Annotated in this window: 13 protein-coding genes; 2 read left to right on the top strand and 11 right to left on the bottom strand. The window is 76.9% G+C overall.

The features are described 5' to 3' along the window. Window positions 1-63: 63 nt before the first annotated feature. From AC07D6_RS03995 to AC07D6_RS04040, 10 genes are all read right to left on the bottom strand, one after another. The gene (locus AC07D6_RS03995) at window positions 64-1,302 is read right to left on the bottom strand and encodes a glycosyltransferase (RefSeq protein ID WP_479041765.1); all 1,239 of its coding nucleotides are present in this window, start codon (window positions 1,300-1,302) and stop codon (window positions 64-66) included. Continuing rightward, window positions 1,299-2,264, bottom strand: a complete 966-nt coding sequence (locus AC07D6_RS04000; protein WP_479041767.1) for a glycosyltransferase — start codon at window positions 2,262-2,264, stop codon at window positions 1,299-1,301. The genes AC07D6_RS03995 and AC07D6_RS04000 overlap by 4 nt, the downstream gene beginning before the upstream one ends. Continuing rightward, window positions 2,261-3,949, bottom strand: a complete 1,689-nt coding sequence (locus AC07D6_RS04005) for a carbamoyltransferase family protein (protein ID WP_315879033.1) — start codon at window positions 3,947-3,949, stop codon at window positions 2,261-2,263. Before AC07D6_RS04005 ends, AC07D6_RS04000 begins: the two co-directional genes overlap by 4 nt. Before the next feature lie 88 nt (window positions 3,950-4,037). Beyond that, on the bottom strand, window positions 4,038-5,048 hold the full coding sequence (locus AC07D6_RS04010; protein WP_479041769.1) for a UDP-glucuronic acid decarboxylase family protein: 1,011 nt from the start codon (window positions 5,046-5,048) through the stop codon (window positions 4,038-4,040). Window positions 5,049-5,068: 20 nt separating this feature from the next. Then, window positions 5,069-6,163, bottom strand: coding sequence for a carboxylate-amine ligase (locus AC07D6_RS04015; RefSeq protein ID WP_479041771.1), 1,095 nt, complete (start codon window positions 6,161-6,163; stop codon window positions 5,069-5,071). A 132-nt stretch (window positions 6,164-6,295) separates the two neighbouring features. Next, the gene (locus AC07D6_RS04020; RefSeq protein WP_479041773.1) at window positions 6,296-7,213 is read right to left on the bottom strand and encodes a glycosyltransferase family 2 protein; all 918 of its coding nucleotides are present in this window, start codon (window positions 7,211-7,213) and stop codon (window positions 6,296-6,298) included. Beyond that, complete coding sequence (locus AC07D6_RS04025) at window positions 7,210-8,163, bottom strand: glycosyltransferase family 9 protein (protein WP_479041775.1); 954 nt, start codon at window positions 8,161-8,163, stop codon at window positions 7,210-7,212. Before AC07D6_RS04025 ends, AC07D6_RS04020 begins: the two co-directional genes overlap by 4 nt. Then, complete coding sequence (locus AC07D6_RS04030) at window positions 8,160-9,167, bottom strand: glycosyltransferase family 9 protein (RefSeq protein WP_479041777.1); 1,008 nt, start codon at window positions 9,165-9,167, stop codon at window positions 8,160-8,162. The genes AC07D6_RS04025 and AC07D6_RS04030 overlap by 4 nt, the downstream gene beginning before the upstream one ends. Then, window positions 9,164-9,844, bottom strand: coding sequence for a D-glycero-alpha-D-manno-heptose-1,7-bisphosphate 7-phosphatase (locus tag AC07D6_RS04035; protein WP_479041779.1), 681 nt, complete (start codon window positions 9,842-9,844; stop codon window positions 9,164-9,166). The genes AC07D6_RS04030 and AC07D6_RS04035 overlap by 4 nt, the downstream gene beginning before the upstream one ends. After that, the gene (locus tag AC07D6_RS04040) at window positions 9,841-10,860 is read right to left on the bottom strand and encodes a glycosyltransferase family 2 protein (protein ID WP_479041781.1); all 1,020 of its coding nucleotides are present in this window, start codon (window positions 10,858-10,860) and stop codon (window positions 9,841-9,843) included. Before AC07D6_RS04040 ends, AC07D6_RS04035 begins: the two co-directional genes overlap by 4 nt. 386 nt (window positions 10,861-11,246) lie before the next feature. Between AC07D6_RS04040 and AC07D6_RS04045 the strand changes: the two genes are divergently transcribed. Then, a complete protein-coding gene (locus tag AC07D6_RS04045; RefSeq protein ID WP_315879041.1) occupies window positions 11,247-11,660 on the top strand; it encodes an SRPBCC family protein in 414 nt (137 codons plus the stop codon). Window positions 11,661-11,682: 22 nt separating this feature from the next. Here the strand turns inward: AC07D6_RS04045 and AC07D6_RS04050 are convergent, their stop codons facing one another. Then, on the bottom strand, window positions 11,683-12,927 hold the full coding sequence (locus tag AC07D6_RS04050) for an FUSC family protein (protein ID WP_479041783.1): 1,245 nt from the start codon (window positions 12,925-12,927) through the stop codon (window positions 11,683-11,685). Window positions 12,928-13,013: 86 nt separating this feature from the next. Between AC07D6_RS04050 and AC07D6_RS04055 the strand changes: the two genes are divergently transcribed. Further along, the gene (locus tag AC07D6_RS04055) at window positions 13,014-13,811 is read left to right on the top strand and encodes an SDR family oxidoreductase (RefSeq protein WP_315879043.1); all 798 of its coding nucleotides are present in this window, start codon (window positions 13,014-13,016) and stop codon (window positions 13,809-13,811) included. The last annotated feature ends 65 nt before the right edge of the window (window positions 13,812-13,876 follow it).

Genomic DNA, 13,876 nt, shown 5'->3' on the forward strand with positions numbered 1-13,876 from the left:
CGGCGGGACGGCCGCGGCGGACCCGCACCTCCTTCTCGTTCCGTTCGGCTGCTGGTCGGCGGCTCAGGCCGCGTCGGTCACGGCGGGCCGGGCGGCGCGCACCTGCGCGTACACGGCCTCGGTGGCCGCCCCGACGCGCTTCCAGTCGTACCGGCCGAGGACCCGCCGCCGGCCCGCCGCGCCGCACGCGGCGCGCAGCCCCGGGTCGGCCAGGAACTCCGCCACCGCCCGCGCCAGGGCGGCCGGGTCGCGCGGCGGCACCAGACGGCCGCACTCCGGGTCCGCGACCGTGTCGAGCTGCCCGCCCACGGCGGTGGCGACCACCGGCCGCCCGCAGGCCATGGCCTCCAGCGGCACGATGCCGAACGGCTCGTAGTCCGCCGGGCACACCACCACGTCCGCGCTGCGCAGCAGCGGCGCCACCGCGTCGCGGGAGACCGCGCCGGTGAACCGCACCCGGTCGGCGACCCCGGCGAGCCGGGCCACCTCGCGCAGCCGCCGCACCTCCGGGTCCGCGTCGAGCCCGGCCGGAGGCGGCCCGCCGACGACGACCAGCTCGGTGTCGGGCAGCCGGGACAGCGCCACGACGGTCACGGCCGCCCCCTTGCGGGGCACGAGGCGGCCCAGTTGGAGCAGCCGGTGCCGGGCGGGGCCGCGCGGGGCGGCCGGGCCGGCGGGGGAGAACTGCCCGGGGTCGACGCCGCACGGCACGACGCTCACCCGCTCCGGCGGGATCCCCATCCGCCGCAGCTCCCGCACCTCGTCCCGGCAGGTGGCGATGACCCGGTCGCAGGCGAGTCCCACCTCGCGCTCGGCGCCGATCCGCTCCGGCGGGCTCGTGTCGGCCGCCTTCTGGTGGCGCCGCTTCACCGTGCCCAGCGCGTGGTACGTGTGGAGCAGCGGCACCCGCAGCGCGCGCGCCGCCCGCACCCCGGCGATCCCCGACATCCAGAAGTGCGAGTGGACCACGTCCGGCGGCCGGCCCTCCAGCACCCGCGCCACGTACCGGCCGAACGCGTCCATGTAGGGGAGCAGCTCGTCCTTCGGGACGGGCTCGGGCGGTCCCGCCGGCACGTGGTGCACGACGACGCCGGGGCGCACCACGACCTCGTCGGGCAGGCGGCGGTCGTCCCGGCGGGTGAACACCACCACGTCGTGGCCGCGGTCGGCGAGCGCCCCGGCGAGGCGCGCGACGTGGACGTTCTGTCCGCCCGCGTCGACGCCCCCCAGCGCCGCGAGGGGGCTCGCGTGCTCCGAGACGAGCACCACCGACAGGGGTTCCACGGGATTGTGGGCGGTCATGAGCGCACCTCCGTCAACACGCGCTCCCAGTCGTCCAGGAAGCGCTTGAGCCCGTACCGTTCGAGGGCGGCCTGCCGGGCCCGGGCGCCGTCCTCGGCGGCCGCCTCGGGCTCCGCCAGATAGCGCCGGGCGGCCGCCGCCAGCACCTCCGGCCGGGTCGACAGGGTCCCGGCACCCGCCGGGACCGCCTCCACCGCCTCCGTGGTGGCCAGCGCCACCACGGGCATGCCCAGGTGCATCGCCTCCAGCAGGGACAGGCCGAGCGACGTCCACCGCACCGGGTGCAGGTACAGCCGCCGCCGCGCCATCGCCGCGTGCAGCTCCCGCTGCGGCAGGTCCCGGGTCCGGCACCGCTCCTCGGGGAGGCCCAGGTGCGCGGCCAGCCCCTCGGTGCGCATCCCGAACACGTCGAGGGGCGCGGCCTCGGCGAGCGCGGGCAACAGGTCCGTACCGGTGTGGCGGCCTCGCCGCACCGGCTCGTTGACGACGACCGCGGCGCGCGGCAGCCGCCCCGTGTACAGGTGTCCGGGGTCGACGACGCCGTGCTCGATCACCTCGGCGCGGGCCCGGCCGCTGTCCCAGAACAGCCGGTTGAAGTGGGTGACGTGGACGAGCGTCAGCCCGTCGCGGTCGGCGCACGGGTGCCGGGTGCCGGGGACGTCGCCGTCGGGGGCGTTGTGCTCCAGGTACACGGCGGGCACGTCGCGGCCGGGGCGGCGCCCGCCCAGCCAGCGCTCGGCGAGCTCGAACTCCTCGGGCCGCTGGAGCAGCACCACGTCGACCGGCTCGTCCCGCAGCCGCTCGGGCGCCACCTCCCGTACGGTGTCGGGCCAGTTGAAGGTCCGGGCCCGGCCCCGCCCGTCGGGCCCGCGGTCGGGCAGCACGGGGACCAGGTAGGTGTGCGGGCCCTGGACGAACGCCGTCGTCCAGGAGCCGTGGACGTGCCAGAGCAGGATGTTCACCGCGCCGACCTCCTCACGGACTGGGAGTCCTGCGAGTCCGCCGTGAAGAAGCCGCCGCGGCGCACCGCGTAGGGGCCGATCGCCAGCAGGTCCACGGGGGTGGAGCCGAAGCACTCCAGGGCGTCGCGCGGGTCGTCCACCATCGGTCGGCCGGCCGTGTTGAGGCTGGTGTTGACCACCACCGGCAGGCCCGTGCGCCGCTCGAACTCCTCCAGCATCCGCGCGACCAGCGGCTCCGCGGCGCGGTCGACGGTCTGGATGCGGGCCGTGCCGTCGACGTGGACGACGGCCGGGATGCGGTCGCGCCACTCGGGCGCCACCTCGTGCACGAACAGCATGTACGGGCTGGGGAGCCGCCCGGTGAAGATCTCCGCCGCCCGGTCGGCCAGCACCATCGGCGCCACCGGCCGGAACTGCTCGCGGCCCTTCACGTCGTTGAGCCGTTCCAGGTTCCCGGCGTGGCCGGGGTGGGCCAGCAGGGACCGGTGGCCGAGCGCCCTCGGGCCGTACTCCGAACGCCCCTGGAACCAGGCGACGATCGCGTTGCCGGCGAGCGCCTCCGCGACGGCCGCCGCGATGTCCGGCGGCCGTTCGAACGGCACCGCCGCCGTCTTCAGCCAGGCCCCCAGCTCCGCGTCGGACCAGTCGCGGCCCAGGTCGGCGCCGCCCATGGGCGCCACCTCGTCGCCGCCGCCCGCGGCGAGCAGCATGGCCCCGCCCAGTGCCGTACCGGCGTCCCCGGCGGCCGGCTGCACCCACACGCGCGAGAAGGGGCCTTCGCGCGCGATGCGGGCGTTGGCCACGCAGTTGAGGGCCACTCCACCGGCGAGCGTCAGCAGCGCGTCGTGGGTCTGGCCGTGCAGCCAGCGCACCAGGTCCAGCAGGGTCTCCTCCAGCACCGCCTGGGCGCTGGCCGCGACGTCCGCGTGGTCCTGCGTCCACGCCTCCTGCGGACCGCGCGGCGGGCACAGCTCGCGCCACGGCACGCCCGCCGCGTGGAAGCCGCCGTCGCCGGTCGGGTAGACGTACCGGCGCAGCTCCTCCCGCATCCGCGGCCGGCCGTACGAGGCGAGCGCCATGACCTTGAACTCGTCGGAGGAGCGCAGGAAGCCGAGGTGCTCGGTCAGCTCCTCGTACACCAGGCCCAGGGAGTGCGGCAGGTCCTGCGCGGCCAGCGGCTCCAGCCGGTGGTGGACGCGGCGGGCGGCGAGGTGCGAGGCCCGCTCGCCGCGTCCGTCGAGGACGAGGACGGACGAGGTGTCGGCGCCGGCGTCGTCGGTCGCGAACGCGCCGGACGCGGCGTGCGCCATGTGGTGCGGCACGAACCTGACCGCCTCCGGGTCGAGGCCCGGCAGCGCCGTCCGCAGGAAACCGGGAGCTTCGCGCGCGTAGGTCAGCCGGAGGTGGTCCCAGGGGTCGTCGAGCCCCATCTGGTCGGCGGGCCGGGCGAGCGCCGGGTCGAACGAGTACGCGACGGCGTCCAGGTCCTGCGGGCGCAGCCCGGCCCGTTCGAGGCACCAGGCGGCGGCCTTCTCCGGGAGTTCCCAGGCGGAGAACGGCACCGGACGTTTGCCGTGCTTGCGTCTGGAGAAACGTTCCTCCTCGGCGGCGGCGACCACACGTCCGTCGATGACCAGCGCGGCGGCGGGATCGTGGAAGAGGGCGTTGATTCCGAGAATGCGCATGGGGTCCCTGTCTTTCGGCACGTCGGGGGAGAGCGACGGCGGGGAGGGCGAAGGGAAGGGGGGATCGGGTGGACGGAGGGGACGACCGTCAGCCGTCAGCCGGTGCTCGTCGGTCGTCGGTTGCCGGGCCGGGGGCCGCGTCCGCCGCGGCGCCGGTGCGGAACCAGTCGATGGTGCGCCGCAGCCCGTCCTCCGCCGGGACCCGCGGCTCCCACTGGAGCTTGTCCCGGGCGAGCGTGATGTCCGGGCAGCGCACGGCCGGGTCGTCGGTGGGCCGCTCGACGTACCGGATCTCGGAGCGCGAGCCGGTCAGCGCGATGATCAGCCGGGCCAGTTCCCCCATGCTGACCTCGGCCGGGTTGCCGATGTTCACCGGACCGCGCAGCCCGTGCGCGGCGGCGGCGAGGACGCCCCGCACGGTGTCGTCGACGTAGCACAGCGACCGCGTCTGCCGCCCGTCGCCGGTGACCGTCAGCGGCTCGCCGGCCAGCGCCTGCCGGATGAACGTGGGCACGGCGCGCCCGTCGTGACCGCGCATCCGCGGCCCGTACGTGTTGAACAGCCGGACGATCCCCACATCGGTGCCGTACGTCTCGGCCTGGGCGGTCGCCAGCGCCTCGGCGAACCGCTTCGCCTCGTCGTACACGCTGCGCGGGCCGACCGGGTTGACGTTGCCCCAGTACCGCTCGTTCTGCGGGTGCTGCTGCGGGTCGCCGTACACCTCCGACGTGGAGGCCAGCAGGAACCGCGCCCCCGCCCGGTGGGCCAGGGCCAGCGCGTGCCGGGTGCCGAGGCTGCCGGCCTCCAGCGTGTGCAGGGGCAGCCGCAGGTAGTCGGCGGGCGACGCGGGCGAGGCGAAGTGCAGCACCAGGTCCGGCGGGCGGTCCACCTCGAACGGCTCCGAGACGTTCGCCTCCACCAGGGTGAAGCCCGGGTGGTCCAGCAGCGGGGACACGTTCTCCCGCCGTCCGGTGCTGAAGTCGTCCACGCACGTCACGGCCGTACCGGCGGCCAGCAGCGCGGAGCACAGGTGGGATCCGACGAAGCCCGCGCCGCCCGTCACGACGGCGTGCTGCCAATTCGGGTCGAAAGTGCTCATACGGTCTCCTCGGTCGTCGCTCATGGCGCCACGGTCTCCGTGATCAGCAGGTCCGCCAGCGCGGGCATCCCGCCCTCGGCGAGCGCCCGGCGCTGGAAGTCCGCCGGGGTGCCCTGCTGGAGCAGCCGGTGCACCAGCGAGGTCACCTCGCGGGCGTCCCCGGCCTCCTCCAGCGCGGGCGCCACGGAGTCGAGCAGCCGGCACAGCACGTCACCGGCCCGGCGGCTCCTGCCGTCCGGGTCCACCAGCAGATCGCTCAGCCCGTGCCGTGCCGCGTACCAGTTCGCGGCCTGGAGCCGCTCCGGAGGGCAGTAGGGGAGCGGCTCCCCGGCCTCCTCCGCCCGCAGGGCCGTGGCCACCATGGCCCGGATCAGCCCCGCGAACATCACCGCGGCGTCGGCCCTCAGCTGCACGTCCGTGCAGCGCACCTCCAGGGTCGGGTAGTGCTCCGACAGCCGTGCCTGCCAGTAGATCTGGCCGGTGTCGGAGATCACCCCGGACTCCAGCAGGGACCGCACCCGCCGGTCGTGGTCGGCGGCGTCGGCGAAGGACGGCGGGGGGCCGCTCACCGCCCACCTGCCGAAGATCACCGTCCGCCAACTGGCGAAGCCGGTGTCGTGCCCGTCCCACAGCGGCGAGTTCGACGACATCGCCACCAGGGCCGGCAGCCAGGGCCTGATCCGGTTGAGCACGGCGACCGCCGCGGCCCGGCCGGGCACCGCGACGTGCACGTGCATGCCGTTGACCAGTTGCTCGTCGACCAACTGGGGCGCCTGTGAGCGCATCGCCAGGTAGCGGGCGCTCTCGGTGACCGGCACGGGGCCCGGTTCCCGGTACGGGGCGGTGCCCGTCGCCACGATCCGGCAGCCGTTCTTCTCCGCGGCCGTCCCCAGCGCGTGCCGCAGGCGCAGGAGGTGGCCCCCGACCTCGTCGAGGTCGGAGCAGACGGGGGTGGCCACCTCGATCTGGGACTGCAGGAGCTCGGACTGGACCTCCTCGTGCTCCGCGATCGGCCCCAACCCCGCCGCCCTGCGGACCTCGTCGGCGAGGGGCACCGGCAGGCAGGTGACCGGGTCGACGAGGAAGAACTCTTCCTCGACCCCAACAGTGATCATGTGGCGCCGAGTACCCGTAAAAAAATGGGCAAATCGGTATGTACTGGGCGAAGCGCTTCAGTCACTCGATCGGCCGACAGGGCGTGCGGAGCGCCCCCGGCGGGGCCTCACCGCGCCACGGCCGGCGGGGCCTCACCGCGCCACGGCCTCCCGGCGCGCCGCCCTCCGCAGGCTTCCGCGGACCCGGTCGCCCTCCACGCGCCGCGCGGCGGCCTCCACCCGCGGCGGCAGCCGCCGCCGGGCCCGCAGCGCCGCCGGCAGCCGCTCCAGCACCCCGCGCAGCGCCTCCCGCGCCTCCGGGTCCCGCCGGGCCTGGGCGGCCAGCGCCCCGGTCCGCCGCGCCGCCACGGAAAGCGGGCGCCGCAGCCACGCCGTCAGCGCGGCGTTCCGCCGCATCACCGCGCGCCGCCCGCCCCGTACGCCGCCGGACGGGCTGTGCACGGCGACCACCTCCGGGCAGTGGCACACCGCCCAGCCGCACGCCTCCATGTCGTACGCCAGCAACTGCTCCTCCCCGGCGAAGAACACCACCGGGTGGTAGCCGCCCGCCTCCAGGAACGCCTGCCGCCGCGCGACGGCCGCGCAGGCCAGGAAGCCCAGCACCCGCGTCCCCGGCAGTCCGTGCTCCCGGCCCAGCGGCGACGCGGCCAGCTCCGCGTTGAGCGGGTCGTCCCGCCCCCCGTCCCCGACCCGCACGGCGGCCGCGACCAGCCCCAGCCGGGGGTGCGCGTCCAGCAGCCGCTCGGCCGCCGCCAGCGCCCCCGGCTCCCACCACGAGTCGTCGTCGCTGAACGCCACGTAGGGCGTGCGGGCGTGCCGGGCGCCCAGGGTACGGCCGACCGCCCCGAGGTTCCGGCCGGGGCACAGCAGCGTCACCTCCGGGTGGCGGGCGGCGACCGCCTCGGCGGTGCCGTCCGACGAGGCGTTGTCGACGACCACGACGGGCGGCCGCTCGGGGAGCCGGGCGAGCCGGTCCAGGGTGCGCAGCAGTTGGTCGCGCCGGTCGCGGGTGATGACGACGACGGTCGTGCGGGTCTCGTGGGCGGTCACGTCCGGGACACCTCCAGGTGCGGCGGCAGGGCGGCCAGGACCTCGTCCGGCCCGATGCGCAGCAGCCGCGGGTCCGGCTCCCCGCCGTGCGGGTCGCCCGGCGGGCCGGGGTGCCACAGCGCCACGTGTCGGGTACCCGGCGGCGGTCCCCACAAGCGCGGCGGTACGGGCCCGAACAGCGTCACCGACGGCGCCCCGTACGCCACGGCGACGTGCGCGATCCCGGTGTCCCCGCTGATCACGGCCGCCGCCCCGGCGCACAGGGCGGCCAGCTGCCCGTACGGCAGCCCGCCCGCCAGCACGTCCCGCGCGCCGAGCCCGGCCGGCCCGGCCACGCGCGCGAGGAGCCCGTCCTCGCCGGGCCCTCCGGTCAGCACCACCCGGTGGCCGCGCCGCCGCAGCTCCCGTACGACCTCCGCGTACCGCTCGGGCGGCCAGCGCCGGGCCGCGGCGTTCGCGCCCGGGTGGACCACCACCGCGCCGGGCGCCGGGGACGGCTCGCGGGGCGGGGGGAGCCGCAGGTCGCCGGGGTCGGCCGGGACGCCGTACCACTCCAGCAGCCGGCACCAGCGCTCCCGCTCGTGCTCGTCCGCCCGCCATGCCGGGCCCGCGATGTGCGGGGTCCCCGGGTGGGCGAACGCCAGGAGCCGGCCGGGTCGCGTCCGCTCCAGCAGCAGGTGGCTGGAGGGGCCCTTCCCGTGCAGGTCGACGGCGGCCTCCGGCGGCGGCCCCGGCCACGCCAGGCGCACCGGCACGGCCCGGCCGGGTGCCGAGGCGGGCAGCAGCGCGTCGACCGCGTCGACGGCGGCCACCGCGTCCGCCAGCGACCGCGGGGCCGCGAGCACCACCTCGTACCCGGGGAAGCCGCGCCGCACCGCCCGCAGCGCGGGCACCCCGGCCAGCAGGTCGCCCAGTCCGAGCGCCCTCAGCACCAGGACCCGCGGCCTCACGTCCCGGCCTCCAGCAGTTTGCCGACGGCCGCCACCACGTCCTCGGCCGTCACCCCGTCCAGGCACGGGTGGCCCGGCACCGGGCACTGCCGGGCGCGCGATCCGGCGCACGGGGCGCCCTGGTCGCCGAGGAGGACGTGCGGGACGCCGTAGGGGCCCCACCGTTCGGCGGGCACGACCGGAGAGAACAGCGACACGACCGGGGTGCCGACCGCCGCCGCCAGGTGGGCCGGGCCGGTGTTGCCGGTCACCACCGCGCCCGCCGCCGCGAGCACCGCCGCCAGCTCCGGCGGGCGGGTCCGTCCGCCGAGGTCCACGCCGTGCGCGCCCGCCACGTACGCGGTGAGCTCCCGCTCGCCGGGGCCTCCCGTGACGACGACGCGGTGGCCCGCCCCGGCGAGCAGCCGCACCGCCTGGGCGCACCGGTCGGGGCTCCACCGGCGGGCCGGTACGCTCGCGCCGGGGTGGACGGCGACGTACGGGCCGGGGCCGGTCAGCTCCGGCGCGCCCGCCGCGTGCCGCGCCCGCAGCCGCCCGTCGTCGCCCGGCGGGCGGGGGAAGCCGGCCGCCTCGGCCAGCGCGAGGGCCGCCTCCGCCTCGTGGGCGCGCGGGGGCCGCTGGTGGCGTACGTCGAGCAGGGAGCCGGGGGCGTCCACGCTGTCCGCCGCGATGCGCGCGACACCGGCCATGCGCAGCAGCAGCGCCGCCGGCAGCGGGCTCTGGTGGAACGAGGTCAGGACCAGGGCCGCGTCGAACCGGCCCGCGGCCACCCGGTCGACGATCCGCCCGACGTCCGTCCGGTCCACCGCCGGCGGGGAGAACCCCACCCACGGCGCCTCCCACACGAGCACCTCGTCCACGCCCGGGAGCAGCCGCGCCGCCGGCGCCCCCTGCGGCCCGCACAGCATCGCCACCCGGTCCGCGCGGTGCGCCACCGCCCGTACGGCGGGGCCGGCGAGCAGCACGTCGCCGAAGCTGTCGAGGCGTACGACGAGGGCCCTCACACCGGCCTCCGCACGGCCGACGGGCGCCCCAGCACGTGCCGCACGGCACCGAGCAGGTCCCGGCACACGGCCGGCGCGGACGCCACCTCGGCGGGCAGCGTCCTCGTCGTCGGCACCAGCACCCCCCGGGCGCCCGCGGCGCGCGCCGCGCCCATGTCCGCACCGATGTCGCCGACGACCACGCACCGGTCGGCCGGCACGCCGAGCCGCCGCGCGGCCTCCAGCACGAGCCCCGGCGCGGGCTTGCGGCAGGCGCAGCCGTCCTCGGGGACGTGCGGGCAGTGCACCCACACGTCCAGGGGCCCGCCCAGCAGGGCGTCGACGCGGGCGTTCACCTCCCGCACCTCCGCCTCGGTGAGCAGGCCGCGCCCGATGCCCGACTGGTTGGAGACGACCCCCACCGGTATCCCGCGCGCCCGCAGCAGCCGCACCGCCGCCCGCGCGCCCGGCATCAGCCGCACCCGCTCGGGATCGCCGTTGTACGGCACGTCGACGATCAGCGTGTCGTCGCGGTCGAACAGCACCGCGGCGGGCGGCGCGCCCTCCGCCGCGGCCCGCCCGCCGAGTCCGCCGAATCCGCCGGGTCCGTCGGCCGTGGCGCCGGCCCGGTGCCCCGGCGACTCCCGGGGCGCTCCCGGCTCCCGCGCCGGCCCGCCCGCGCCGCCCGCCCGGCTCACGCGGCACCGCCGTTCCAGGCCCCGGCGGAGCGGTGCCTGAGCTCCCCGGCGACGCGGTGCCAGGTGGCGAGCGCCGGGATGGCCGCGCTCGTCACCGCCATGGTGACCACCTCGTCGCGGGTACGGGGCCCCGGCGCGATCCGCGCCCGGGCGAACTCCGCCGTCCCCAGCAGCCAGCCGCCCGCCGCGAGCGCCGCCGCCCGGCGCCGCCCGGCCGCCGCGAGGGCCAGGGCCAGTGCGCCGGCCGCCGTGACGGCCGCGTGCCGCCGGATCCGGCCGCGCGGCGCGGCGGCGCGCGCCCACCAGTCGGGGCCGTGCAGCCGGACCATCAGCGCGTCGTCGGCGTTGCCCCGCTGCGCCCGCAGCGACACCCACCGGTCCGCCGGCCGCACCGGGTGCTCCGTGCGCCGGGTGCCGCGCCGGATCAGCCAGCCCGCGTCGATCACCCGCAGCGCCAGGTCCGCGTCCTCGCGGAACGCCCGCCGGAACCGCTCGTCGAAGCCGCCCACGGCGCGCAGCGCCTCCGTGCGGTACGCCATGTCGGCGGTCGCCCACAGGGCCCGCTCCAGCCCGGCCGTGTTCCGCTCCCAGTCCGTGGGGCGCCGGTCGGCGGGCAGGGGGACGCGCAGCACGCCCTGGACGCCGCCGGTGTCGGGGGAGGCGGCGGCGAGGTCGCGGGCGAGTTCGGCCCGCCAGGAGGGGCCGACGCGGACGTCGTCGTCGAGGAGGGCGGTCCACGGCTCCGCCACCTCGCGCAGCCCGGTGTTGCGGGCGGCGGCCGGCCCGCGACCGCCGCTGCGGACCACGACGGCCCGGTCGGCGAGCGGGCCCAGCGCGTCCAGCGGCAGGTCGCCGGGGGCCTCGCCGGGCGGCGGCTCGCCCGGCCGGTCGTCGACGACGACGATCCGGCGCGGTTCGGGGCCCTCGGCGGCGGCGAGGGCCCGGAGGCAGTCGGCGAGGCAGGGCCGTCCGACGGTGGGGACGACCACGGCGTACGGGGCGGGCGGATGGCTCATGCGGCGGCGCCTCCCGATCCGGAACCGGTCACAAGGGCATGTGGAGTGCCCATACTTGATCACCTTATGCACGGATCGTTCCGTTCCGCAGGGCGATCCGCCCGACGGGCGGGGCGGGCGGGGCGTCCGGCCCCGGCGGTGGGCCCCGCGGCCCGGTTGGCTCCAACGGCCACGAGTGGTTTATCGTTCATCTATGCGGCGGTGCAGGAGACGCCGGCCGCGTGAGCTGCCCCGGCTGGTTCCCCCGTCCAGCCGGGGCTTTCCCTTTTTCCCGTTCCGTGGCCTTCCGGTTCCAAGGCTCTCCGGTTCCGCCGCCCTCCCGTTCCGTGGCCTTCCGGTTCCGCCGAGCCGGGCATGACCTCGCGCTGCCGAGGAACTGTGGAGGGATGACCGAATACGAACGCTCCCTGACGATGCCCGCCCCGCCCGAGCAGGTCTTCGACCAGGCCGCCGACGTCGGCCGCCTGGACGAGTGGCTGCCGGGCGACCTCCACGTCCACGCGGGCGAACTGCCCGCCGTGACCGTCCACGAGGACCGCACCGACGAGGACACCCCGGCGCTGCTGAGCCGCCGCAAGGAGCAGATGCGCCTGGAGTGGGGGACCCGCGAGGAGGGCTCCTACGCCGGCTGGCTCCAGGTCGCCGGCATCGACGGCGGTGCCAGCGAGGTCACCGTCCACCTGTCCTTCTTCGACGAGACCCACGACCCCGGTGAGCAGCGCGTCGCCGAGGCCCTGGACCGCAGCCTGCACCGGCTGGAGGAGCAGGTGCGCCTCCGCGTCGACGCCCCGGGCGGCTGAGCGGGGCGCACCCGCCCGCCGCTCAGGTCTCCACCCCCGGCCGCGGCGGCTCGGCGCCCGACCCGCGCAGGCGGGCGGCGAGGGCCGCCAGCCGGGGGTAGCGCTCGTTGACTTCCGCCGCGCGCCGGTCCAACTCCTGCGTCAGCCGCTCGGTGCGCTTGTCCACGTCCAGCTCGTCGAGGATCCGGTCGACCTCGCTGAGCAGCGCCCCGTGCAGCTGCCACTGCCGGGGGTGCTCCTGCACGTCCTCCAGCAGCAGGTCGGCCACCCGGTCGCGGACGGCGCGCCCGTCCGCGAGGGCCTCGGTGAGCCGCGTCTCCGCCTCCTCGGCGTTCGCCGACACCTGCGTGGTGATCAGCCGGGCGAAGCTCTCCACGGCGCGCGCCATGTGCCCGAACAGCTCCCGCAGCAGCACCGCCACGTCCGCCGGGACCAGGCGCTCGTCCGTGCGGTGCTTCGCCAGGTCCGTCAGCGTCCGCGACAGGACGCGCAGCACCACGGCGCAGATCTCCAGGGTGTCCAGACCGGTCCGCAGCACGATCCGCGCCAGCAGGCCGTCCCGCACGCGCGGGTTGAGCCGCAGGCTCTCCTCCGCCTGCCGCAGCGACGCGTCGACCTCCACGATCGCGTGGTCGAGCCGCCGCGCCTCGTGCAGCCGGGCCGCCGCGTGCGACACCGGCACGTGACCCAGGTCCGCGACGTCCTCGCCCATGGCGCGCAGCATGCGCCCTATCCCGGAGGCCAGGCCCTCGATGGACGCCCCGGCGGGCTGCACCCACACCGGCGGTGCGAGCAGCAGGTTGAACAGCAGCCCGACCCCGGCGCCGATCAGCGTCTCCAGGATCCGGTGCCAGGCGGCCGAGCCCACCTGGGTCACGCCGAGCACCAGCATCGCGCTGATCGCGACCTCGGGGACGAACTCGCTGACCCGCACCAGGTGGCCCACGATCAGCGCCGCGAAGATCGTCAGTCCGAGGCTCCACCAGGTGAGGCCGACCAGGGCGCTGAACCCGATCGCCACCACCACCCCGGCGACCACCGAGTTGACCCGGCGGATCCCGGTCGTGAGCGTCGCGTACAGGGTCACCTGCACCACCAGCAGCGCCGTCAGGGGCGCCGTCAGCGGCGCGGGCTGCGCGGGCAGCACCATCAGGGCGACCACGTACGCGATGACGGCGGCCACCGTCGACCGCAGCGTCTGCGCGGCGACGGGTTCCCTCGTCCGCCGCACCAGTTTGAACACGGGGGCTGTCGTTACATCCGGCATCCCGTTCCCCTGCCCTCTCGTGTCGTGCTCACAACCAGCCAGGTGGCCGGAGTTTGCCGTCCGCCGGGCGTGGTACCGGCGGATCCATGAATCAAGGAACCCCTGTAGCCGTCGTCACCGGATCCGACTCCGGCATCGGCCGCGCCGTGGCCGTCCGCCTCGCCCAACAGGGCATGGACGTGGGCATCACCTGGCACGACGACCACGACGGCGCGCTGCGCACCGCCGAGGAGGTGCGGTCCCACGGACGCCGCGCGGCCGTCGCCCGGATGGACCTGACCGACCTGCCGGGCGCCGCCCGCGTCGTCGACGACCTGGCCGGCGAGCTCGGCAGGATCGACGTCCTGGTCAACAACGCCGGCACCGGAACCGCCACGCCCTTCCTCGACCTGTCGTACGAGACCGTGCGCGGCGTCGTCGACGTGGACCTGATCGGGCCGTTCCTGTGCTCCCAGTTCGCCGCCCGCCGCATGATCGAGCAGGGCGGCGGAGGACGCATCGTCAACGTCACCTCGGTGCACGAGCACCAACCCCGGGTCGGCGCCGCCCCCTACTGCGCCGCCAAGGGCGGGCTGGGGCTGCTGACGCAGGTGATGGCGCTGGAGCTCGCCGAGCACGGCATCACCGTCAACGCGGTCGCGCCCGGCGAGATCGCCACGCCCATGACCGGACAGGAGGACCGGGACGTGCGCGAGGAGCGTCGCCCGGGCATCCCGCTCGGCCGCCCGGGTGACGCCCGCGAGGTCGCGGCCGTCATCGCCTTCCTGGCGGGCGAGGACGCCTCGTACGTCACCGGGGCGTCCTGGACCGTCGACGGCGGGATGCTGCGGATGGGTCCCCAGGCCGGCTCCCACCTGGAGAGCGACGACTGGCGCCGCCCCTGACCCGGCCGCACCGCGCGAACGGCCCGCGGCGGCCCCGGCACGGAGGACCGGGGCCACCGCGGGCC

The organism is Streptomyces sp. NPDC045287 (assembly GCF_056432325.1).

What these genes read in the sequence shown, in the direction of transcription:
- AC07D6_RS03995 (WP_479041765.1), bottom strand. Translation starts at nt 1,302, where the DNA reads ATGACCGCCCACAATCCCGTGGAACCCCTGTCGGTGGTGCTCGTCTCG.
- AC07D6_RS04015 (WP_479041771.1), bottom strand. Translation starts at nt 6,163, where the DNA reads ATGATCACTGTTGGGGTCGAGGAAGAGTTCTTCCTCGTCGACCCGGTC.
- AC07D6_RS04005 (WP_315879033.1), bottom strand. Translation starts at nt 3,949, where the DNA reads ATGCGCATTCTCGGAATCAACGCCCTCTTCCACGATCCCGCCGCCGCG.
- AC07D6_RS04010 (WP_479041769.1), bottom strand. Translation starts at nt 5,048, where the DNA reads ATGAGCACTTTCGACCCGAATTGGCAGCACGCCGTCGTGACGGGCGGC.
- AC07D6_RS04055 (WP_315879043.1), top strand. Translation starts at nt 13,014, where the DNA reads ATGAATCAAGGAACCCCTGTAGCCGTCGTCACCGGATCCGACTCCGGC.
- AC07D6_RS04040 (WP_479041781.1), bottom strand. Translation starts at nt 10,860, where the DNA reads ATGAGCCATCCGCCCGCCCCGTACGCCGTGGTCGTCCCCACCGTCGGA.
- AC07D6_RS04045 (WP_315879041.1), top strand. Translation starts at nt 11,247, where the DNA reads ATGACCGAATACGAACGCTCCCTGACGATGCCCGCCCCGCCCGAGCAG.
- AC07D6_RS04050 (WP_479041783.1), bottom strand. Translation starts at nt 12,927, where the DNA reads ATGCCGGATGTAACGACAGCCCCCGTGTTCAAACTGGTGCGGCGGACG.